22 protein-coding genes are annotated in these 20214 nt (G+C 60.0%); 11 read left to right on the top strand and 11 right to left on the bottom strand.

Going from position 1 to position 20214, the window contains the following annotated elements:
* Window positions 1–256 precede the first annotated feature (256 nt).
* Complete coding sequence (locus tag QP752_RS07350) at window positions 257–1057, top strand: HAD family hydrolase (RefSeq protein WP_071573292.1); 801 nt, start codon at window positions 257–259, stop codon at window positions 1055–1057.
* 3 nt (window positions 1058–1060) lie between these two features.
* Here the strand turns inward: QP752_RS07350 and QP752_RS07345 are convergent, their stop codons facing one another.
* Together QP752_RS07345 and QP752_RS07340 are read right to left on the bottom strand one after the other, a co-directional pair.
* Window positions 1061–1237, bottom strand: a complete 177-nt coding sequence (locus QP752_RS07345; RefSeq protein ID WP_168156190.1) for a hypothetical protein — start codon at window positions 1235–1237, stop codon at window positions 1061–1063.
* Window positions 1238–1276: 39 nt separating this feature from the next.
* A complete protein-coding gene (locus QP752_RS07340) occupies window positions 1277–2815 on the bottom strand; it encodes an FMN-binding glutamate synthase family protein (protein ID WP_071573291.1) in 1539 nt (512 codons plus the stop codon).
* Window positions 2816–2963: 148 nt separating this feature from the next.
* Here QP752_RS07340 and QP752_RS07335 point away from each other — a divergent pair, with 148 nt between their 5' ends.
* Both QP752_RS07335 and QP752_RS07330 read left to right on the top strand, forming a co-directional pair.
* A complete protein-coding gene (locus QP752_RS07335) occupies window positions 2964–3542 on the top strand; it encodes a DNA-3-methyladenine glycosylase (protein WP_070479291.1) in 579 nt (192 codons plus the stop codon).
* A 102-nt stretch (window positions 3543–3644) separates the two neighbouring features.
* Window positions 3645–4298, top strand: a complete 654-nt coding sequence (locus QP752_RS07330; RefSeq protein ID WP_256006383.1) for a heme oxygenase (biliverdin-producing) — start codon at window positions 3645–3647, stop codon at window positions 4296–4298.
* On the opposite strand, the gene QP752_RS07325 is transcribed toward QP752_RS07330, so the two are convergent.
* Window positions 4295–4714: a hypothetical protein gene (locus tag QP752_RS07325; RefSeq protein WP_256006381.1), complete on the bottom strand. Its 420-nt coding sequence runs from the start codon at window positions 4712–4714 to the stop codon at window positions 4295–4297. The genes QP752_RS07330 and QP752_RS07325 overlap by 4 nt on opposite strands.
* A 100-nt stretch (window positions 4715–4814) precedes the next feature.
* On the opposite strand from QP752_RS07325, the gene QP752_RS07320 reads away from it, so the two are divergent.
* The 6 genes from QP752_RS07320 to QP752_RS07295 all read left to right on the top strand — a co-directional run bounded on the left by QP752_RS07320 (window position 4815) and on the right by QP752_RS07295 (window position 10645).
* A complete protein-coding gene (locus tag QP752_RS07320; RefSeq protein ID WP_336621662.1) occupies window positions 4815–6719 on the top strand; it encodes an HtaA domain-containing protein in 1905 nt (634 codons plus the stop codon).
* Window positions 6720–6733: 14 nt separating this feature from the next.
* The gene (locus tag QP752_RS07315) at window positions 6734–7801 is read left to right on the top strand and encodes a hemin ABC transporter substrate-binding protein (RefSeq protein WP_070362799.1); all 1068 of its coding nucleotides are present in this window, start codon (window positions 6734–6736) and stop codon (window positions 7799–7801) included.
* Complete coding sequence (locus QP752_RS07310) at window positions 7798–8841, top strand: iron ABC transporter permease (protein WP_070362800.1); 1044 nt, start codon at window positions 7798–7800, stop codon at window positions 8839–8841. The genes QP752_RS07315 and QP752_RS07310 overlap by 4 nt, the downstream gene beginning before the upstream one ends.
* Window positions 8838–9617: a heme ABC transporter ATP-binding protein gene (locus tag QP752_RS07305; protein WP_070362801.1), complete on the top strand. Its 780-nt coding sequence runs from the start codon at window positions 8838–8840 to the stop codon at window positions 9615–9617. Before QP752_RS07310 ends, QP752_RS07305 begins: the two co-directional genes overlap by 4 nt.
* 99 nt (window positions 9618–9716) lie before the next feature.
* Window positions 9717–10505 (top strand): HtaA domain-containing protein, encoded by a 789-nt coding sequence (locus tag QP752_RS07300; protein ID WP_070362802.1) that lies wholly within the window; start codon window positions 9717–9719, stop codon window positions 10503–10505.
* The gene (locus QP752_RS07295; RefSeq protein ID WP_284805118.1) at window positions 10502–10645 is read left to right on the top strand and encodes a hypothetical protein; all 144 of its coding nucleotides are present in this window, start codon (window positions 10502–10504) and stop codon (window positions 10643–10645) included. Before QP752_RS07300 ends, QP752_RS07295 begins: the two co-directional genes overlap by 4 nt.
* 85 nt (window positions 10646–10730) lie before the next feature.
* Here QP752_RS07295 and ppk2 read toward each other — a convergent pair whose 3' ends face one another.
* Window positions 10731–11597 carry a polyphosphate kinase 2 gene (gene ppk2 / locus QP752_RS07290; RefSeq protein ID WP_070362803.1) on the bottom strand — a complete coding sequence of 289 codons (867 nt, stop codon included), beginning with the start codon at window positions 11595–11597 and terminating at the stop codon, window positions 10731–10733.
* Window positions 11598–11644: 47 nt separating this feature from the next.
* Window positions 11645–11968: a putative quinol monooxygenase gene (locus tag QP752_RS07285; RefSeq protein ID WP_070362804.1), complete on the bottom strand. Its 324-nt coding sequence runs from the start codon at window positions 11966–11968 to the stop codon at window positions 11645–11647.
* Window positions 11969–12139: 171 nt separating this feature from the next.
* Between QP752_RS07285 and QP752_RS07280 the strand changes: the two genes are divergently transcribed.
* Window positions 12140–12781 (top strand): GntR family transcriptional regulator, encoded by a 642-nt coding sequence (locus tag QP752_RS07280; RefSeq protein ID WP_256006368.1) that lies wholly within the window; start codon window positions 12140–12142, stop codon window positions 12779–12781.
* Here the strand turns inward: QP752_RS07280 and QP752_RS07275 are convergent.
* The 5 genes from QP752_RS07275 to QP752_RS07255 all read right to left on the bottom strand — a co-directional run bounded on the left by QP752_RS07275 (window position 12778) and on the right by QP752_RS07255 (window position 18602).
* Entirely contained in the window at window positions 12778–14592 is a 1815-nt protein-coding gene (locus tag QP752_RS07275; RefSeq protein ID WP_256007878.1) for an ABC-F family ATP-binding cassette domain-containing protein, read from the bottom strand. The two genes, QP752_RS07280 and QP752_RS07275, sit on opposite strands and share 4 nt — an antisense overlap.
* Window positions 14593–14609: 17 nt before the next feature.
* Window positions 14610–15602 (bottom strand): 4-(cytidine 5'-diphospho)-2-C-methyl-D-erythritol kinase, encoded by a 993-nt coding sequence (locus tag QP752_RS07270; RefSeq protein ID WP_284805114.1) that lies wholly within the window; start codon window positions 15600–15602, stop codon window positions 14610–14612.
* Window positions 15599–16444, bottom strand: coding sequence for a 16S rRNA (adenine(1518)-N(6)/adenine(1519)-N(6))-dimethyltransferase RsmA (gene rsmA / locus QP752_RS07265; RefSeq protein ID WP_256059899.1), 846 nt, complete (start codon window positions 16442–16444; stop codon window positions 15599–15601). Before rsmA ends, QP752_RS07270 begins: the two co-directional genes overlap by 4 nt.
* Window positions 16445–16455: 11 nt before the next feature.
* Entirely contained in the window at window positions 16456–17574 is a 1119-nt protein-coding gene (locus tag QP752_RS07260) for a resuscitation-promoting factor (protein ID WP_070362808.1), read from the bottom strand.
* A 188-nt stretch (window positions 17575–17762) separates the two neighbouring features.
* Entirely contained in the window at window positions 17763–18602 is an 840-nt protein-coding gene (locus QP752_RS07255) for a TatD family hydrolase (RefSeq protein WP_070362809.1), read from the bottom strand.
* Between the two features lie 12 nt (window positions 18603–18614).
* Between QP752_RS07255 and QP752_RS07250 the strand changes: the two genes are divergently transcribed.
* The gene (locus tag QP752_RS07250) at window positions 18615–19025 is read left to right on the top strand and encodes a DUF3806 domain-containing protein (protein WP_070976140.1); all 411 of its coding nucleotides are present in this window, start codon (window positions 18615–18617) and stop codon (window positions 19023–19025) included.
* Here the strand turns inward: QP752_RS07250 and QP752_RS07245 are convergent.
* A complete protein-coding gene (locus tag QP752_RS07245; protein WP_284805107.1) occupies window positions 19006–20199 on the bottom strand; it encodes an MFS transporter in 1194 nt (397 codons plus the stop codon). The genes QP752_RS07250 and QP752_RS07245 overlap by 20 nt on opposite strands.
* Window positions 20200–20214 lie beyond the last annotated feature (15 nt).

The raw sequence follows: 20214 nt of genomic DNA, 5'->3' as shown, positions 1-20214 counted from the left end.
AGGAATTATCGTAGCGTGTATTGGTCCATCTTTGTTACAAATACTCCAGCTAAACCAACCGCACCGCGAGATATGGTTACATCAGTCGCCTTAGGTGGGCTTTGTAGTGCAACGCCAAGTAAACCCGCACCCCACCCCCAAAACACACCCCCGGTGCTGGATGGCGGTATTTGTCCAACGTGGCGTCGACAAGCTGGCGCGAAACTACCTTCGGTACCCTGTGCACGTACATCAACGCATTGGAGGAAACGAATCTATGCCTTGCCCGAAGATCATCGCCCTCGACATGGACGGCACCCTGCTCGACGAACACGGGCGCATTCCCGACGCCTTCTGGGAGCTCCTTCGCCTTGCCGACGACCGCGAAGTCCTGGTCACGCCGGCATCGGGACGCCAGCTCGCGACGCTTCGTGACATGTTCACCACTCATCAGCCTCACACGTTCATCGCGGAGAACGGTTCCGTTGTCTTCCATGACGGCCGCATAATCGACGTGACTGCCATGCCGGAGCAGCCGGTGCGCGAGTTTCTACGCGCGTTTGAAACAGCGCCGTTTTCAGCGTCGGCGGTGCTGTGCACTCCCGAGCAGTCCTACTCGCTGCGCGGTGCATCTAAGGAAGTCGAGCAGGAGATTGCAAAGTACTATCACGCCAACACAAACGTGGATTCGCTTGTCGACGTCCCCTTCGAACAACCCGTGAAAGTCGCGCTCTACGTGGACGGTGATGCAGAGCGTGACGCGCTGGCGTGGGTGCAGGCGCACGCGCCTGGACTGGACCACGTAGTAAGTGGCCAGCACTGGATCGACATCATGAGCCCAGCGGCAGACAAGGGCAAGGCGCTGCTGGCGATCGCGGACGCCTTGGGCGTGCCTCAGGAAGCAACTGCCGCGATCGGTGATTTCCTGAACGATTACACGATGCTCCAGGCGGCTGGAACAGCGGTTGCGATGGGCAACGCCCACCCGGACCTTAAGACGGTGGCGGACGAGGTCATCGGAACCAACGCTGAGCGTGCAGCAGTGCATCGACTTGCTGCATGGCTCAGTGAGCAATAGCGCTTACTTTGCGGACTTGCGCTCCGCAATAGCTCTCTCAAGCTCAGCTTGGCGCTCTTCGAACTCCTGGACCTTCGCCTTCATCTGCGCCATGAGTTCTTCGTGGTGCTTACGACCGAGCTCGAGGCGCTCCTCAAGCTCGGCCAGTTCCTTCGCACGTTGTGATTCATCTAGGGTCATGCCCCTATTGTGGCAAATTTTCCGCGCCGAAGCGAAGCGCTACTTCCCTTTCGCTAGAAACGACTCCGCGTTCGCAGATTCCCAGTCCTCGCGCCAGTTCTCTGGGACGTCGCCGTCGACTAGCTGACCGTCACGAAGCCACTCGTAGCGCTCGCGGTACGTCTGGGGTTTCCCGTAGTCGTCGTTGCAGCGAATCATCTCAGGGCGCAGGTCCTTCGGATCTTGCACTCCCATCGCGGCCATGAGGCGCAGCGCTGACGAAACGGTGGCCTTCTGGTACCGCATCACGCGCATTGATTTGTCCTCGACATCCAGGCCACGCTCACGCCACGGGTCTTGCGTCGCGACACCAGCCGGGCACGTACCGAGGTGGCACTCCATTGCCTGCACACAGCCGACGGCCATCATCATCGCGCGGGCGCTCAGCAGGAAGTCCGCGCCCTGCACCATGCGACGCACCAAGTCGTTGCCGGCGGCGATCTTGCCGGCAGCGCCGATCTTGATCTTGTCGCGAAGGCCGCAGCCCACCAGCGCATTATTCACGAACGTCAGGCCCTCTGTGAGTGGCAGGCCCACGTGGTCCTCAAACTCCTTCGGCGCCGAGCCAGTACCGCCCTCGGAACCGTCGACCACGATGAAGTCAGGCAGAATGCCAGTCTCGAGCATGGCCTTGCACACCGAGAGGAATTCCCGACGAGAGCCTATGCACAGTTTGAATCCAACCGGCTTCCCCCCGGAGAGGGTACGCATCTGGTCGATGAAGTGCAGGAGGCCGATTGGGGTATCAAATTCAGAGTGCGCACCTGGGGACGTGAACGCCTTCCCCTCCTCGATCCCGCGAATTTCAGCAACTTCCTTCGTCGCCTTCGCGGCTGGCAGCTCACCGCCCAAACCAGGCTTCGCTCCCTGTGAGAGCTTGAGCAGCGTCATCTTCACCTGCGGCCGCTTTGCCTTCTCTGCGAAGGTATCTGCATCAAATCCCCCCATCGGGGTGCGTGCGCCGAAGTACCCGGTGCCGATTTCCCACACCAGGTCACCGCCGTACTTTTCGTGGTGCGGGGACAGACCGCCTTCACCGGTGTCCTGGTAGAACCCGCCCATCTTGGCTCCCTTGTTCATCGCTTCGACGGCGCGCCCAGACAACGAGCCGAAGCTCATAGCGGAGATGTTCAGCAATGCTGCACTGTACGGCTGGGAGCACTGTGGACCTCCAATCAGCACGCGCGGCGGCTCGGCAGGCATATCTACGGGGCGCATCGAATGCACCAGGGAGCGGTGTCCCTGCTCGTAGACGTTTTCTTGCGTACCGAACGCAGTGGTCGAAGTCTGCCCTTTCGCGCGCGAGTAGATGAGACTACGAGTGCGGCGGTCGAATGGGCGGCCGTCCCAGTCACGCTCAATAAAGTACTGCTGAAGCTCCGGTCGAATCTTCTCGAGTGCCCACCGCGCACGCCCCAAGACTGGGTAAATTCTTCGAATGGAGTGTTTCTTCTGAGTCAGATCCACAGCTGCAACAGTTCCTACCCCCAACGCTGCCGCGATCGACGCTGTTGCTGCCCAGTTGCGCTTGCCTGCCATGATGCTCCTTAGACTAAGTGGCGTGTAGAAAAGCGTTCCTGTGTTCACCGTACGCAAAAAAATAACAAAACAAACTCCAGCCACACTTCATGTGGTGTTTCCCCCTTTCGTTCAACCACCATTGGGGAACTCTCGTTAGGGTGGGGCCATGATTGACTTTTCCCGCCCCGCAAACATCGTCGCGCCCAAACTACTCGGGTGCACACTCACTCATGGCGGGGTCAGCATCGTATTGACCGAGGTCGAGGCATACCTCGGCGAGGAAGACGCCGCCGCGCACACCTATCGCGGCAAAACGGCACGAAACGCTGCGATGTTTGGCCCTCCCGGACGTTTCTACGTGTATCTTTCGTACGGCATTCACCACAACGTCAACATTGTGTGCGCACCGGAGGGCATCGGCCAGGGATGCCTACTGCGCGGAGGCAGGGTCATCGAAGGCCACGATATCGCCTATCGACGCCGCCAAAAACCCGACCGCCTTCCCATCGAAGAAGACAACCTGGCGCGTGGTCCCGGAAACCTGGGCGAAGCGTTGGGGTTTGAACTCACCGACAACCATAAATCCGTCTCTTTGACCGCACCTACCGCTCCCCCGGAGTGGGTTTGTGGCCCCCGTATTGGCATCTCGAAGAATGCTGATGCCCCCTGGCGATTCTGGATCCCCGGAGACAAAACTGTTTCCACGCCACGCGGTTATAAAACGAGCAATAAATACAAGGCATAAATCCTAAACTTTTGGGCGATTTTCTTTAGGCAAGCCTTGCCTTACTATTGGTGCGTCAGCTTGGAGCGCTCGCTCCCCACCTACGCACGATCGGAGTCACCGATGACCCTCATCGCCCCTACACAGATGCCACTGTCCGTCGCCCTGAAGGAGCAGACCACAGCCGCACACGCAAGTGCCGAGACCTCCCGCTTCATGTCTAACCTCAGCGGAGGTCAGCTCAGCGCAACAGCCGTCGCCGAGCTCACCGTGCAGTACTTCCACATCTATTCCGCACTCGAAGCCGCGGTGCGCCGCACAGCCACTCACCATGCCGTAGCCCAGATCGCCGACCCGAGACTTGAGCGGGTAGACGCAATCTCCGCCGACCTCACAGCGCTACTCGGCGCGGATTGGCAAAATCACCATCACCCACTCGAGGCAACGTCACGCTACGTTGCCGAACTCAACGCACTCACCCCCAACAACGGCCCCGAGGTGATAGCACACCACTACGTTCGCTACCTCGGCGACATCGCTGGTGGTCAGGCGCTTGCCCGGGTATTTCGCAGCGAATACAACCTCAGCGATAACGCCCTCAACTTCTACGACTTTTCCGCGATTGGGAAAATCCCGCCATATCGTGCGCAATACAAAGCATCCTTGGACGCCATGCAACTGAGCGACAACGAACGCGCCCAACTCATCGAGACAGCAAAGCACGCCTTCACGCTGAATGAAGCCGTGTTCCAGGAGCTCACATCACGACTCGACTAGCCCCGGCGCTTGACATCACTGCTATCAAGGTACGCAAACACACCCCACACGGCACTTGCCGCCACAAAGGCGGCAAGCACGCCCCCGGTAAGGGTGTAGCGCTCAGGCACGGCGAACAACACCACCAGCGAGACTGCAACCACCCCAGCCCACACCACACCAACGAGAAACCCGGAGCGACGACCTCCGCGCGGTGATGCCTGGTAACGATGTCGCGACGGCAGCGCAGCCAGCGCAAAAACTAGTGCAACCAACCCCAAGCAGGCCAAGGAGCTTACCCACAGATTTCCGGCGCTCACACCAAAGACCACTACGCCAGCAATTACAGCCGACAGTGCACGCTCCCACGGCGCGAACCGCCCTTGAGACACCTCTGAGACGACTGGAATGAGCTCGGTTACAGGCTCCTGGTCCACTATCACAACAACACCCTTTCATAAGGCTATGCTCACCTAACTTTAATTAGGTAAGCTTACCCTCATTTATCCCAACGTTAAAGAGTTTTCTGCAAGAACTATGCCTATCCGTTACATATTCGCCTTGACCGCTTCAGCCAGCATGCTTGGCTTCACATCTACCGTCTTCAGCCCACTCCCTATCACCCCTCCCCCTGCTACGGCACAAGAACAAACCGCGTCACACCGCACTGTATCCACGGGAACAATGGATTGGGGTGTGCGGGAATCGTTCCGTAAGTACATCGAAACCGGCGTCGCCAAGGGGTCCATCTCCACAGATGAAGGGGCGACTCGCTCAGGGGCGGCATTCGAATTCCCAGCCGAATCCTCCGCGATTACTGGCCCATCCTCCGGACAATTCAACTTCACCGGCTCAGTCCACTTCAGTGGCCACGATGGCTCTCTCGAGCTGACGCTCAGCAACCCGATCTTGGTGGTCAACGGCACTAACGCAGAACTCCGGGTGGACTACAGCACACGGAAGTATGTCGGCGCAGGAGCTGTGGGCCCTGTCGAAGAAGGACAAAAAGAAGTACTGGCCACCATCACCCTTGACGCCGCACCGGACTTCACCGCAAGCCAAGTGACAATAAGCGGCCACACCTCACTTACCGCTTCTGGGGAAACTATCTTCGCCGGATTCTACGAAGCAGGCGAGCCCCTCGACCCGATCAGTATCGATCTCTCACTCACGGAGGCTTCGGGTGCCGGACCAGTCCCGGACTTCACACTCGGGTCCCCATCAGGAGACAATAGCAACGCAGCTGCTCAGGGGCACAGTGGCGCCACACGTTCAAAGGCGACAAGCGGACCGGCTTTCTGGCTCGGACAGGTAAACGACACGCTCATCGAGGTCAATGGGCTGTTTACCAACGCCGACAAGGTCTTGCGAAGCGCAACGTCGTTACACGAGCGCGCTACATCGTCGCAACAGTCAGCCCGTCCCAACCGCTCTTCGACGGCGCCGGGGACGACTGCTTCGGCTGCCAACACGGCCCCGGCGCGCAACCAAGCATCAGCGCCGACTTCCCCATCGAGCAACGCATCGGCCCACAGCAATCGCGATGCCTCAGCCACAGCACCGTCAGGCGGTAATGCATCTTCAAATACCGTCTGTGATGCTGGCACCTCACACGGAGTCACCTCTGCTGAGGCACAGTGGGGAATCCGGCAGTCGTTCCGTACATACATCCGTGGCAATATCGCGAAAGGAAAGTGGGAGCTCCAAGGCGTTAGAGACAGCGGTAATGCCTTTACTTTCAACGGCAATTCGGGAGCAGTTGATTCTGCGACGCGGTCGGGGTCCATCCTCTACCCCGGTTCGATCCGTTTTACCGGGCACGGGGGCGTATTGGACACTCGTTTTTCCAACATGGAAATCCAGTTCTCCGGCAATACCGGCCAGCTGATCCTCAACGCGACGTCGAACACCATGGAAGGCGACCCCCGCGACTACGGGCGCATCGCCATCGCAGACCTCACTTTCACGAACCTCGATGTGAGCGACTCTGCGGTAACCGGTACAGCAGAAGCAACGCTTACGAGCACAGGTTCGGAAGCGTTTGGGCAGTTCTACCCTCCTGGCGATCCGCTCGACACAATTCACTTCACCGCTCAACTCGGCGGATCGGCTAACTGCGCCGAAGGCCAGGGCTCCATCGGAGGGGCGTCCTCTCCATCCAACAATGCGGCGGGGGCCGACGCTCGAGCGAAACTTCGGAAGTCTACAACATCCTCGTCTACGCCTTCCCGCGGAAGCGTTCTCGACGAGCATTTGGGGGACGCAACTGTTTCGTCCTCTGATCAGCCAGAAGGCGGAAAGTTCCAGATTAAAAACACCGCGCCCAATTCGCGTACAGGGGCGGATGGTTGGGATGACGCGACCGTCGCGACGCTCTTGGTGCTCATTGCCTCGCTGCTTGGCGCAGGCGGTGCGCTCATCAGATTCGCGGTCATCGGATAGGGAGATATGACACTATGAAAATGCTGCAAACCACTCTTTCCTTGGTTACCGCGACTGCGATAACGCTGAGCCTCGGCGGGTGTGCGGAGTGGGACAACCCAACACAACACACCACCAACGAGCTCGCGGAGTCGCTGCAGACAAACGGGGACCCACACCAGGCGCAAGGGGTTTCGATGGTCTCTGAGATCTCCGAGGTCGAGCCAATCGATACGCCACGGGAACAAGCTCTGCCCGTCGAAGTGACCGATGCGGACGGTTACGACGTCACCATTACTGATACCTCCCGCATCCTTGCACTGGACCTATACGGCACATTCACCAAGACGCTTCGTGGTGTCGGCATGGCAGACAACATCGTCGGGCGGACCGTAAGTTCCTCGGAGCCGTCGCTTGCGCATCTGCCCGTAGTCACGGAAAACGGGCATTCGCTCAACGTCGAGGCCATTCTGAATCTTCGTCCCACCTTGGTGCTTGTCGACCGCTCAGTAGGACCAGTTGAGGCGATCGACCAGCTACGGGCAGCCGGTATCACCACTGTGATGCTGGAGCCGACGCGTTCGCTGGCCTCGATCGCGGAGGACATCACTAATGTGGCAACCCTCGTCGGTGAGCCTGAGGCAGGCCGCCTCCTCGCCGAACGCAGCGAGAAAGAAGTCCAGCAAGCGCTCGACGCAATCGCTGCGGTGGCACCTGAAGAACCACTGCGAATGTCGTTTTTGTATGCTCGCGGCACCGGTGGCGTCTTCTATCTACTCGGGCGTGAAGAAGGAACTGAAGAACTCATCACTGCTCTAGGTGGCAGGGACGTCAATTCCGAGCACGGCATCGGTCAGCCTTCGCCTGCAAGCCCTGAGGCGCTCGCCGAGGTAAACCCCGAAGTGTTCGTCATGATGAACGGTGGGCTCCAGTCCACAGGCGATATTGAAGGCCTCCTCCAACGTCCCGGCGTCGCACAAACCACCGCGGGGCAGCACCGGCGAGTCCTGGCGCTTCCCGACGGTGACTCACTTGCGTTCGGACCTCAAACTGGCGAACTGCTGCTGCGCGCGGCGCACGCTCTCTACGGAGAGCAGCTATGAGCGAGCACCACGGAGCAATCCATGCACGACGCATTGGAAGAATTGTGCTTTTCGCAGCCACCGCTTCCCTGCTAGTGCTCACGGCCATTGCCTCTCTCGTTGTAGGCCAGTTTGAGTTCTCCCCCGGCGAGCTCTGGCCGATCCTTACCGCAGGGCCAATGTCAGCGTCCACACTCGAAGCATCAGTATTGTGGCAAATCCGCATCCCGAGGCTCGTTCTAGGACTCTGCGTCGGCGCGGCACTGGGAACAGGCGGGGCGCTCATGCAGTCCGTATTTGCCAACCCCCTAGCAGAACCAAGCGTCGTTGGCGTCAGTACCGGGGCAGGTGTAGGCGCAGCAATCGCCACCGTATTCGGCATCACCATATTCGGAACGATGACCGTGCCGATCTTCGCGTTCGCAACGGGCATATTCGTCACCGTGGTGGTGTACCAGCTAGCGCGTTCAGGTGGCAGAGTCCGCGTCCTGAACCTGGTTCTAGTAGGCATCGCAGCGAACGCTATCTGCGGCGCATGCATTTCAGCACTCACATTCATCGCCCCCACCACGGCGCGGGAACAGATCGTTTTCTGGCAGATGGGCAGTCTCGCTGGGGCGAGTTGGGCGCAAACTGGGGTGGTAGCTGCCGTTGTCACCTTCGCATTGGCATGTGCCATGTGTTTTGTGCGCAAGCTCGACATCCTCGCTTTGGGCGACCAAGCTGCATTCCATGTAGGCATCAACGTCGCACGCCTGCGCATGTTGGCGATCGCACTATCGACATTGCTTACAGCCGCAGCAGTCTCCTTCGCTGGGTTGATCGGGTTCGTAGGACTCGTCGTCCCACATATCGTGCGCACTGCGGTCGGCCCGTCCAATACGGTGCTTGTCCCGGCTTCTGCACTCGGTGGCGCGCTTTTGATCGGTGCTGGCGATATCCTCTCCCGCACAATCATTCCATTCGCTGACCTGCCAATCGGTATTTTCACAGCGCTGATTGGCGGGCCGACCTTCTTCTTCCTGCTGCGGCAGATGATGCGAAAGGGCCATGCACAATGACAGTTACCGCTTCACATGTCACAGTCCATAGACAGGGGCGCGAAATACTCCACGATGTCAGCATGTCCGCGCAGAGTGGAGAGGTCACCGGCCTCATCGGCCCCAACGGAGCTGGCAAGTCTACATTGCTCGCTGCGCTCTCCGGCGATACATCCCTCTCGAGCGGAAGCGTCCAGCTTGTAGGTCAGGATGTATCTGGGTGCACCGCTCATCAACTCGCTCGGACGCGTGCCGTCATGCTTCAGGATGTCAGTGTCGCCTTTTCGTTCTTGGTGCGCGACGTCGTCGAGATGGGGCGCCATCCGTGGGGCACTCAGCCTGACGACGCCACCATCGTCAACCAAGCGCTCGCCGCGACGGGCATCACGCACCTCCAGGAACGAGAGATGTTCACGCTTTCCGGTGGTGAGCGCGCCCGTGTGGCCTTTGCCAGAGTCTTGGCACAGCGAACACCTGTGGTGTTTCTCGACGAACCAACTGCCGCGATGGACGTGCGCTTCCAAGAGCAGACGATGGGCGTCGCCCGCACCTTGGCACGTGATGGCGCGACCGTGATCGTCGTGCTCCACGATCTTCAGCTTGCTGCGCGGTACTGCGACCACGTGGTGTGCTTGAAGCAGGGGGCTGTTGCGGCAGCGGGGCCGGTGGCCGAGGTGTACCAGGACCACATTCTGAGCGAGATCTACGACTGGCCTATTACGGTCCTGCACGACGGAAATCGTGTTTTCATCGCGCCTCATGAGGCAAACTGCTCCCCTATGACAGGTGCGACCTAGCCCCATTACCCCCGGCCGTTGACCAAACCCCAACCAATATTTAAGGTTAGCCTAACCTCACCATTCGGTGTGGTTGCGATTACTCATGAAAGGACGTACATGTCTCGCTCCACCACTCTGGCAACCCTCACCGCTGCCTTCCTTGCTTCTACTGCCCTCGTCGCGCCGAGCGCATTCGCGGAAGCCCCAACGCTCGAGTCCGGGCACGCAAACTGGAACATCAAGGGATCATTCCTGAGCTACATCCAGAAGCCGTTTGCCGCAGCAACCATCACGGCGTCCGATGGGGCAGAAAAGGTACTTGACGCGAGCAAGCTGGTTGACTTCGCCTTGCCAGTAAATGCAAAGGAGTCCAAGCTCACGGCAACTGGCGAAGGGGTCATAGACCTCGACGGCGCTATCAGTATCAACGCACACCACGGTGCGATGGATATCCAGCTGTCTGATTTCAAGGTCGTCATCGAAGGGGCTAAAGGGTTCCTCCAGGCAGACTATGTCCGCAAGGGCGCTATGCCCGGTGCAGAAACCACCACGTTGACCGGCGACGATAAGCGCATCGTCGAGTTCGACGTCCAACAGCCGCTGAAGGCTAACAAGAACAACCAATTCGCTGCGACCTTCACCCCGACCAAACTGACAGAGGACGGCTCCGCGATCTTCGATAAGCAGTACAAGGCCGGTGAGCCTTTCGCGGATTCCAAGGTAGCCCTTGCACTGAAATTCAAGGATGCTCCCGCACAGACGACGCCCACTCCCACGCCGGAAGGATCAAGCCTTGGAACCGGCGCGATCGTCGGAATCGTGCTTGCCGCAATCGCGGCCCTCGGTGGCCTTGCATTTGCAGCGAGCCAGCCAGGTTTCCAGGCGATGCTCGGGAAGCTCGTATGAGCGCCGTCGATAACTTCGGCGGACACATCACCACGGTGATCACTTCACTCATGGCGATCGCTGGCGTCGTAATGACCGTCGCCGCACTCGCCCAGGGCGCAGGGACGATTCTCGGGATCCAGCTACCAACGATTCCTTGATATACAGAGATATACAGACCGCAAAACAAGAAACCCAGCCACCTCATGGTATGGCTGGGTTTCTCCATTTGGGCAACACACCAAACTAGGAGTTCTTCTTGCCCTTCTTCTTTTTCTTGCTGCTCACCTTGGAGAGTTCCAGCTTTGCAGCAGCATCGGGCACGTAACGGAACTCGTCGCGCGGAGGTCGCTCGTAGTCAATAATCTCTGGGCGTTCAGGGATCTCTGGCAGATCAGGGTCAATGTGCTCGTAGGGGATCGTCGACAAGAGGTGAGAAATCACATTGATGCGCGAGCGCTTCTTATCCTCCGACTCAACCGTGTACCACGGCGCCGCAGGAATATCCGTGTGGATAAACATCTCATCCTTGGCTCGGGAGTAGTCCTCCCACTTTGTAATGGACTCGAGGTCCATTGGCGAGAGCTTCCACTGGCGCAGCGGGTCTTCCCGGCGGGATTGGAATCGCTTGTACTGCTCTTCATCCGATACAGAGAACCAGTACTTACGCAGCATGATGCCGTCCTCAACGAGGAGGCGTTCAAAGATCGGTGTCTGGTGTAGGAACCGACGGTATTCCTCCGTGGTGCAGAACCCCATCACGCGCTCAACGCCGGCGCGGTTGTACCAGGACCTGTCGAAGATGACGATCTCGCCTGCGGCGGGGAGCTTTTCGACGTAGCGCTGGAAGTACCACTGCGTCTGCTCGCGCTCAGTTGGCTTCGGCAGCGCCTCAATACGGCAGGTGCGCGGGTTCAGGTACTGGGTGATGCGCTTAATTGCGGAGCCTTTGCCTGCCGCGTCGCGCCCCTCCATCACGATGACAACACGCGCTCCGGTCTTGACGACCCACTGCTGCATTGCCACCAACTCAGCTTGAAGGCGTACGAGTTCTTTCTCGTACGCCTTCTTGGAAAGTTTCGGGGGCTTGGTGGAATTCTTCTCTTCACTCATAGGTACTAACCGTACCCATAAAGCGGGGAGAAATTAAGCCGATTCGGCTAGTCCACCTTGAATTCAGCCATGGTATCCCACTCGGTCTTACCCTCGATCAGGGTATTGATGATGGTCGGGGTTTCCTTCAGAATCTTCGGGAACAGCTCCTGGGCGGCGCGGAAATGATCGGAGTTCACGTGCGCTTCCGCGGCATCGTCGTGGAATGCCTCGATGAGCAGGTATTCATTCTTATCCTCTTCACTGCGGTACCAGTCAAAGAAGATGCAGCCCGGCTCTGCGCGGGTTGCGTTGGTGAATTCCTCTACCTCTTGACGAAATGTCTCGACGTATTCTGGCAGTGGCTTGTAACGAACGTTGATCAAAATCATGCCACCACCCTACGCATATCTCGCATTGTTGTCAGCCGACGCTTTTGGCTACGAAGCTGCTCAGTTAATTGTTCAACAATAGATGCGTTATACTCGTAACAGTTGTCGGCCGATGGTTCTATTTACCATTGCTGACTAGCTTAAATAAATAGTTCTACACTTACGGATGCCATGCTTGCTCAAAACGTTGCCTCTGAGGTCCGCCGCGCGATTTCGCGTGGTGAGTTCTCCCCAGGCCAGAAGCTCAACGAGGTTGCCCTCGCTGAGCGTTTCGAGGTATCCAGAAATACCCTCCGCGAAGCATTTGCAATGCTTACGTCAGAAGGTCTTTGTGAGCGCATTCCGAACCGTGGCGTGTTCCTCGCTACCCCTTCCCCAGACTTTGTTACCGATACGTATCGTGCACGCGCCGCAATCGAGCCTGCGGCTCTCCTTTGGGGCGAGGAGCTGGACGTAGACCGTCTCGAAGAACTCAACACTGAAGCCCGCGAGGCAATCGCACAGGACGACGACGACCTGCTGACTGCTGTGAACCAGGCATTCCACCACGTGGTACTTTCCGCAATGGGTTCGAAGACCCTCGGCGACACCATGGACCAGCTTGACGCGTTCATGCGCTTGGCAACGCTTCCGATTATTCAGCAGCAGCCGTCGTTTAACCGCCAGTTCATCTCCGTCAACGAGCACATTGTGGAGCTGCTGCGCGAAGAAAAGCGCCACGAGGCGTCCGACTACCTGCAGGAAGCACTTCTCGAGCAGGGTCGTATTGTGAACGACCTGATCGAGAAGATCAATAACGGGTACCCAATTTAGTGCTCGAGCTGCTCCCCAAGCTCAAGCCACTCCATCTCTAGCTCATCGCGGCCATCGTTGGTGCGCTGCAATTCCTGCGTCTTCGCGCCGATCGCTTCGAAATCCGGCGCGTCTTCACCCGACATGTCGGCAATCTGCGCTTCCAACTCCTTGGCACGAGTTTCTGCCGTCGCGATCTTGCGCTCAAGCGCTTTCATCCGCTTCCGGATCTCACGTTCTTCCTGCGATGAAAGCCGTGGCTCCTCCACGGGAGCAGCTTTTTCGGCGTTCTCGGTCTTCTCCCCCAAATCGAGTGGACCCGTTTGGGTGTCCATGGCAGCTCGCTGCTCGAGGTATTGCGAAATCCCGCCCGGCAGGTTGCTGAGTGTTCCGTCGCCGAACAGCGCATAGGTGGTGTCTGCAATACGCTCGATGAGGTAGCGGTCGTGTGAAATCACGACGAGTGTCCCTGGCCAACCATCAAGCAGGTCTTCCAACTCTTGCAATGTATCGATGTCGAGGTCGTTGGTGGGCTCGTCGAGGAGCAAAACGTTCGGCTCGCTCATCAGCACACGCGTCAGTTGGAGCCGACGACGCTCACCGCCGGAGAGGTCCCCAACAGGTGTGCGCTGGCGCTTCGGGCTAAACCCGAGACGCTCCGCGAGCTGTGAGGCCGAAACCTCTTTCTTGCCTAACGTGATGTAGTGCGCGACGTCCTCCACAGAGTCGAGCACCGTCCTCGTTGGGTCGAGGTCGTCGAGTTCCTGTCGCAGCCACCCAATCCGTGTGGTCAGGCCTTCGATGCGCTTGCCGGCGGCAAGCGGGTAGTCACCGGCGAGCGTCCGCAGCAACGTCGTCTTTCCGGAACCGTTGACACCAACAAGACCGATGCGCTCGCCCGGCGCGAGCCGCCACGTGAGGTGGTCGACGAGCGTGCGCCCGTCAGGAGCGTCGATGCGGGCGTCCTCAAACTCGATGACGACGTTGCCCTGGCGTTGCTTGGAAAACGCCATCAGCTCGACCTTGTCGCGTGGTGGCGGGACATTTGCGATGAGAGCTTCGGCTGCTTCGATACGGTAGCGCGGTTTTGACGTGCGTGCGGGGGCGCCTCGGCGCAGCCACGCGAGCTCTTTGCGCGCTAAGTTCTGACGACGTTGCTCGATGGCGTCCGCCTGGCGGGCACGCTCGGCGCGGGCAAACGTCCAGTCGTTATAGCCACCCTCGTAGACGTCGACGGTGCCGTCGTGGACCTCCCAGGTCAGCGTAGCGACGGTATCGAGGAACCAGCGGTCGTGCGTAACCACCACGACTGCGAGTTTGCGCTGCATGAGGTGGGATGCCAGCCACTGCACGCCCTCGACGTCAAGGTGGTTCGTCGGCTCGTCAAGCACGACGAGATCTAAGTCCTGCACAAGGGCCGCGGCGAGGCTCACGCGGCGCCGCTCACCACCAGAAAGCTCCCCGACCGGGGTGTCCAGCCCGAGGGCAGCTACGCCTGTTCCTTGGAGAACCTCTCGCACCTTGCTATTCGACGCCCACTCGTACGTCTCGAGACCCAAGGGTTTGACGACGACGTCGCTGACGGTGGCGTCGTCGTGAATTTCGAAGCGTTGTGTCACCACCGCCATGCGTAGGTCAGAGTTGTGCGACACGCGCCCGCTGTCCGGGGCTTCGATGCCGGTGAGCACCTCAAGCAACGTTGTTTTCCCGCCGCCGTTGACGCCCACGATGCCGATGCGATCGCCGGTCTGGATTCCGAGGGAGACACCGTCGAGCAGTGTTTTTAAGCCCCAGGTTTTGGATACGTTTTCGAGGTTGATCAGGTTCGCCATAGCAAACCCATCGTAGCCTACGCCTCGAGTTGCGCCCCCGCAGACGGGCCGGAAGTACAGAACACCTCGACGCGCTCGACGCTGTCACGCAGTCGTGCTTCGAGCTTCCGTGCAGCTTCTTCGTCGAAGCACAGTGCGGCGATCGTCGGCCCGGACCCAGAAACAATCGCGCGGGCTACAAGTTCAGTTTCGGATTCGATGCGTGTGATCAGGGCTGCGATGCGTGGGCGCATCGCCACCGCTGCGGCCTCCAGGTCGTTGTGCAGGTGCTTCGCTAGCTCGCGCGGGTCGCCCGTCACGAGTGCCTGCGACAGCGCGGCCGTGTCCAGATGCGGTACGAGCGCCGGGTTGTCGTGGCGCAGATCATCGAGTGTTTCGAAGGCCTTGCCCGTCGAGATCCCAATCTTCGGGTTGCAAAACACCCACCAGTACGTGCCGCGTCCGAGGACCTCAACGAGGGCGTCGCCACGCCCGGTGCCGAGCGCTGTGTGTCCGTGGAGTGCAAACGGCACGTCCGCTCCCAGCCCGACTGCAAGGTCGTAGAGATCTTCTTCGCTGAGCCGCTCACCGCAGTACCGCTCCAGGTAGGCGTTCGCTGCGACGAGCCCAGCCGCGGCATCTGCGGAGCCGCCCGCCATCCCGCCTGCCACAAACACATGCTTGTCGACGACCAGCTTCGCCTTCGGCAACGACAATCCTTGCACGCCACTGCGGGCTCGGACGGCGTCGACGACGGCATCGACCGCACGCCACGTCAGGTTTCGAGGCGTATCGATATCCTCGTCTGGTACGTCCACGTGGAAGTGCGTCTGCATCCCAACGACCACAGAGCCAGATTCGACGCATGCCGACTCATCCTCGACGACGATGCGAACTCGCTCGCGGCGCTCAACGGCTTGGAAAACCGTTACCAACTCGTGGTAGCCGTCGGCACGCGCGTTGCCGACGCCGAGGTGTAGGTTCACTTTGCCGGGCGCTGATGCAACAAACTCCCGCGTGTTGCTGCTCATCGAGCCTCCCCCAGCCTGACAAAGTCCTCCACCCCGAGCTTCTCACCACGCAGTCCAGGATCGATACCGGCCGCGCGCAGCGCAGACTCGGCCTCCGCGGGGGAACCGTACACCGATGCGAGCGTTGAACGCAGGGTCTTGCGGCGTTGGGCGAAGGCGGCGTCGATAAGCGGGAAAACCTTGTCGCGCACGCTGCGGTCGCGCTCGGGATCGACGTCGATGCGAACAAGCCCTGACTCGATATTCGGAGCCGGCCAGAAGACGTGCTTGCCGATGGTCCCTGCCTGCGACACCTCGCCATAAAACGCCGCTTTTACGCTAGGCACGCCGTAAATCTTCGTGCCTGGCTTCGCGGCAAGGCGGTCAGCGACCTCTTTCTGCACCATCACCAGCACGCGGCGAATGGAAGGGAACTCCGCAAGCAGGTGTAACAACACCGGCACTGAAACGTTGTACGGCAGGTTCGCGACCAGCGCCGTTGGCTCCCCGGAAACATCACGCTGCGAAGTCTTCAGTGCATCCATGTGCACGATATCCAGCTTGTGCGCGGCCGAAGGTGCTCGAAGCTCAACCGTTTTACCCAGCTGCTGTGCCAGCCTGTCATCGATCTCAAGCGCTGTCACGTGCGCTGCCTCATCGAGCAAGCCAAGCGTCAGCGACCCGAGACCCGGACCGACCTCGACCACGCGGTCGTCTGGGGAAAGCTCCGCTGCGGCAACGATACGCCGCACGGTATTCGGGTCGTGCACGAAGTTCTGCCCCAGCCGTTTCGTTGGGGTGACACCTAGTGCAGCCGCAAGCTCACGGATTTCTACCGGGCCAAGCAGTTGGGTTTCGCTCATACCTGACGAGGTTAGCGCAACCCCATCCGTGCGGTACATGCAGGCCACGCACCCCACCCCTGGGATGCCTGCGTTTTCTGGGCGATTGCGATCTGCTGCTCACGGGTCGCCTGGTCAGCGGTCGGCGCGTACTGGGTGCCGCCGTACGCTGCCCACGTCGACGCAGAGAACTGCAAGCCGCCGTGGTAGCCATTACCCGTGTTAATGGACCAGTTGCCGCCAGACTCACACTGCGCCAACGTGTCCCATACTGAACCAGCTGCAACAGCAGGAGCATTCGCCGACTCCTTGGTACCGCGTCGCACCTTCGCCGCCTTCGGCGCACGAACCTCGCGCTCTCCTGCAATGCCCTCGGATTCAACCTTGCCATTGACCAGAACGGTCTCGTGGAGAATTTCCTTCTCCCCGTCCTTGCCTTCCTCCAGCACCTCTTCGTTGCCGGTTTCCAGCTCTTCATCATCGACGTACTCAACCGGTGCCTCGATTGGCAGGACCTCAGCACGCTTCACCACGTTGACGCGGTCGAGCACGATCTCCATGTTCGGGTACACCGCGGCATCAAGCGGGTGGTTCAAACGATCATCGGAGTCGAAGGTGATGCCACGGTCCGCGAGGAGCTCGCCTACGGTTTTCTTCGCAACCGACGCGTAGGTCACGTTCCCGCCGTCATTGATCGCGATGATCTTCGGGGTGGTCACGTCGACATTGAGGCCGTCGACAAGCTTGGTGTCCTTGTCCAGGTCCGACGAGGAAGCCGGGGACACACCCACCTCGTCCATGACTTCCCCAACAGTCAGCGCTGTCGAGGTGATTTCCTTTGCCACCCCGTCGACGACGACGGCGACTGGCTTCGCAGTACGAACGGTCACGGTATCGCCGTTCGACAGCTTCTCAGCAGGCGCCGGGTACACAACGTCACTGTCCTTGACCTCAACGCCCGCAGCCTGCAACGCACCCGCGACGTCACCCGAGAAGGTCTTCAGCGAGGTCGCCTCACCGTTGACGTCCACTGTGACGTCCTTCTGCGCGGCGAGCGCCGTGGTGGTACCGGCTGCAATGACAACACCTGCGAGTGCCCCGACGGCGATTCGCTTCGTTGCGGTGTTGTTGTGCTGGATACGCGAGCCCATAAAGCGTCATTCCCCTTCGTCACGAAATAATACTTCGATAACAATACGGTAACTTCTACCGTTTTACCAGCACATGTTTGCACACCATGGTGGACACGTTCACTCGCGCCACGCGATTCACACCACTCACAGCCGACCTGGGACAACGCTTACTTGCGCCCAGTGTGTTCCCGGACACGTGCACAGCATCATCCCAGACCATAGACGCGATCGAAGGTAGCGGATACCTCGCTCGCCAGCGTCTCGACGTCCACTCCCCGAGCTTGCGCAACCACGTGTGCCGTATGCCCAATCAGCGATGGCTCATTGCGCGAACCTCGAAACGGCTCCGGGGTCATATACGGCGCATCGGTTTCGATGAGCAGCTGGCCCACCGGCGCCAGAGCCGCCGCCTCCCGCAGCTCCTCATTGCGCTTAAACGTAACGTTGCCGGCAAAGGAGAGCACATAGCCACGCTCAATCGCCTCCCGCGCCACGTCAAGGGGCGAGGAGAAGCAGTGCAAAATCACATGCTCCGGTTTCGGCGTATCCGCGAGAATCCGCATCATGTCCGCATCCCCCTCACGGTTATGGATCATCAATGCCTTGCCGGAGTCCACGGCGAGCTGAATGTGCCAACGAAACGCCTCTTCTTGCGTGGCAAGGTCAGCGGTGTTCTCGGCGTCGTGGCGGATCCAATACGTATCGATGCCTGTCTCCCCCACCGCAACACACCGAGCGTCCGAGGCCATCTGCGTGAGCCGTTCCCGCGTCGCGTCGTCGAGCTCGGCGGCTCGCGTCGGATGGATCGCGCACGCTGCGAACACGCCCTCATGCATGTGCGCGGCAGCAAGCGCCTGCTCTGCTTCCGCGAGCCCATCGCCCACGGTGCATACCCGCTCCACACCGGCGCTCAACGCACGCTCCATAATCGCATCGATATCCGCCTGCGTGGTGGCTCCGGTAGAGGCCAGGTGGGTGTGGGCGTCGATAAGCCCTGGTATAGGGGCTGCTGGTACTGGTGTCGGGCGAGGTTTCTTTTTGCTCATACGATAGAGCCTATGACATTCCACGCGATTGACGCACAGACCCAAACCAGCATCGACAACGCACTCGCCGAGGCAGCGGCGCAGAGGCTCAATGGCCCTGCACGAGTAATCATCGAGCGGTTCGAAGGGCTACTCGAGGATTTCCTTGCACTTCCCCGCGACGCACAACGCAGCTACCCGCGCGGCGACACAGCCCGTATCGTCGGCACCGCCCTCGGCGACGCATTCGTCCGCGACTACGGATTTACCTGGAAACTCCTGAAAGATGACTACGGCACGGACCTCGTCGTCGTCCGCGATGCCGACACCAACTCCCCCAAATACACCGCCCCCATCATGGTTGTCGACGCCCGCTTCGACGACGACGCAACCGGCAAACTCACCACGTTCCTGGAACAGTTCCTCAGCGGCTTGCAGCACTAAGCTCGTCGTCAATAACGACGTGACGCGCCGCCACGATGCCAACAACCCCCATGACCAACGCCATGATGACCAGCGCGATCAGGATCGGCTGGAACTCCCCGATCCGCCCATAGGCCACGCCAATGAGCAGCGGACCCGTTGCCGCGAGCACGTACCCGACCGGCTGCACAAAACCCGACAGCCGTGCAGTGACTAGCGGGTCGCGTGTGCGCGCCGGGATCAGTGCGATTGCTAGCGGGAAGCAGCACCCGCCGAAGCCCAGGAGGAAGCTCCAGCCCAGCGGTGATGCTGCCGGCGCGAAGTACAAACCGAGATACCCAGTGGCCGTCGAGAGCGCAAACAGCACCACCAGCGGCGTCAGCGTCCGCGCGCGAGAGATGACCGTCGGCAGCACAAGCCCACCAACCATGCCTACCGCGCCAAGCAGCCCGAGTCCCGTGGCTGCGGTGGAAGGGGCAACCCCGGCGTCAATGAAAATGGCGGGCAACCACCCCATCTGGATATACGCGCTGGTTGACTGCAACCCGAAGAAGAGCATCAAGGCCACCGCAGTGAGCGACTTCCACACCGGCGCTTCTGGCGTAGCAACCGCGCCGTCCTGCGGGGTCGAAGCCTTGCTCCCGGGGATGTCCCTCCCGAACTTGAAAAGCACAAATACCCAAACCGCCAGCTGCACGACAGCCGTCACCGCCCACAGGCCGAGTGCCGACTGCCACGAGGGTGTCACCAACGCGCTGAGCGGGCCAGCCGCCGACGATAAGCCCAGGGTTACGGAGTACACCGTAGTCAGGGCGACGATGTAGCGCCCACCGTGCTGCTTGATCCACGCAGGCAGCAACACGTTCATAAGTGCGATGGCGCCGGCCGCGCCCACCGTCGCGAGTAAGAACATCGCGATATCGGGTGCGAAGGGGCGCAAGCCCAAGCCCGCGGTCAGCAACCCCGCAGCGCCCAGAATGACGGGGGTGAGGCCAAACCGCCGCGCAATCGGTACCGCACAGATACCGACCAGGAAGAAGAGCGTGCCGGGGATCGCCGTGATGACGCCACCGACCCATGCCGGGGCGTCATAGTATGCGATGACCTGGTCAAGTACAGACCCGACGGAGGCAATGCCCGCACGCAAATTCAGTGAGGCACTAATGACAGCGACGAAAAGTACAAGAGCAAACACTCGAAGCACTCTAGC

Source organism: Corynebacterium sp. UMB10321, assembly GCF_030228725.1.
GTDB lineage: Bacteria > Actinomycetota > Actinomycetes > Mycobacteriales > Mycobacteriaceae > Corynebacterium > Corynebacterium pseudogenitalium.
This window is presented reverse-complemented; position numbering and strand designations above follow the sequence as displayed.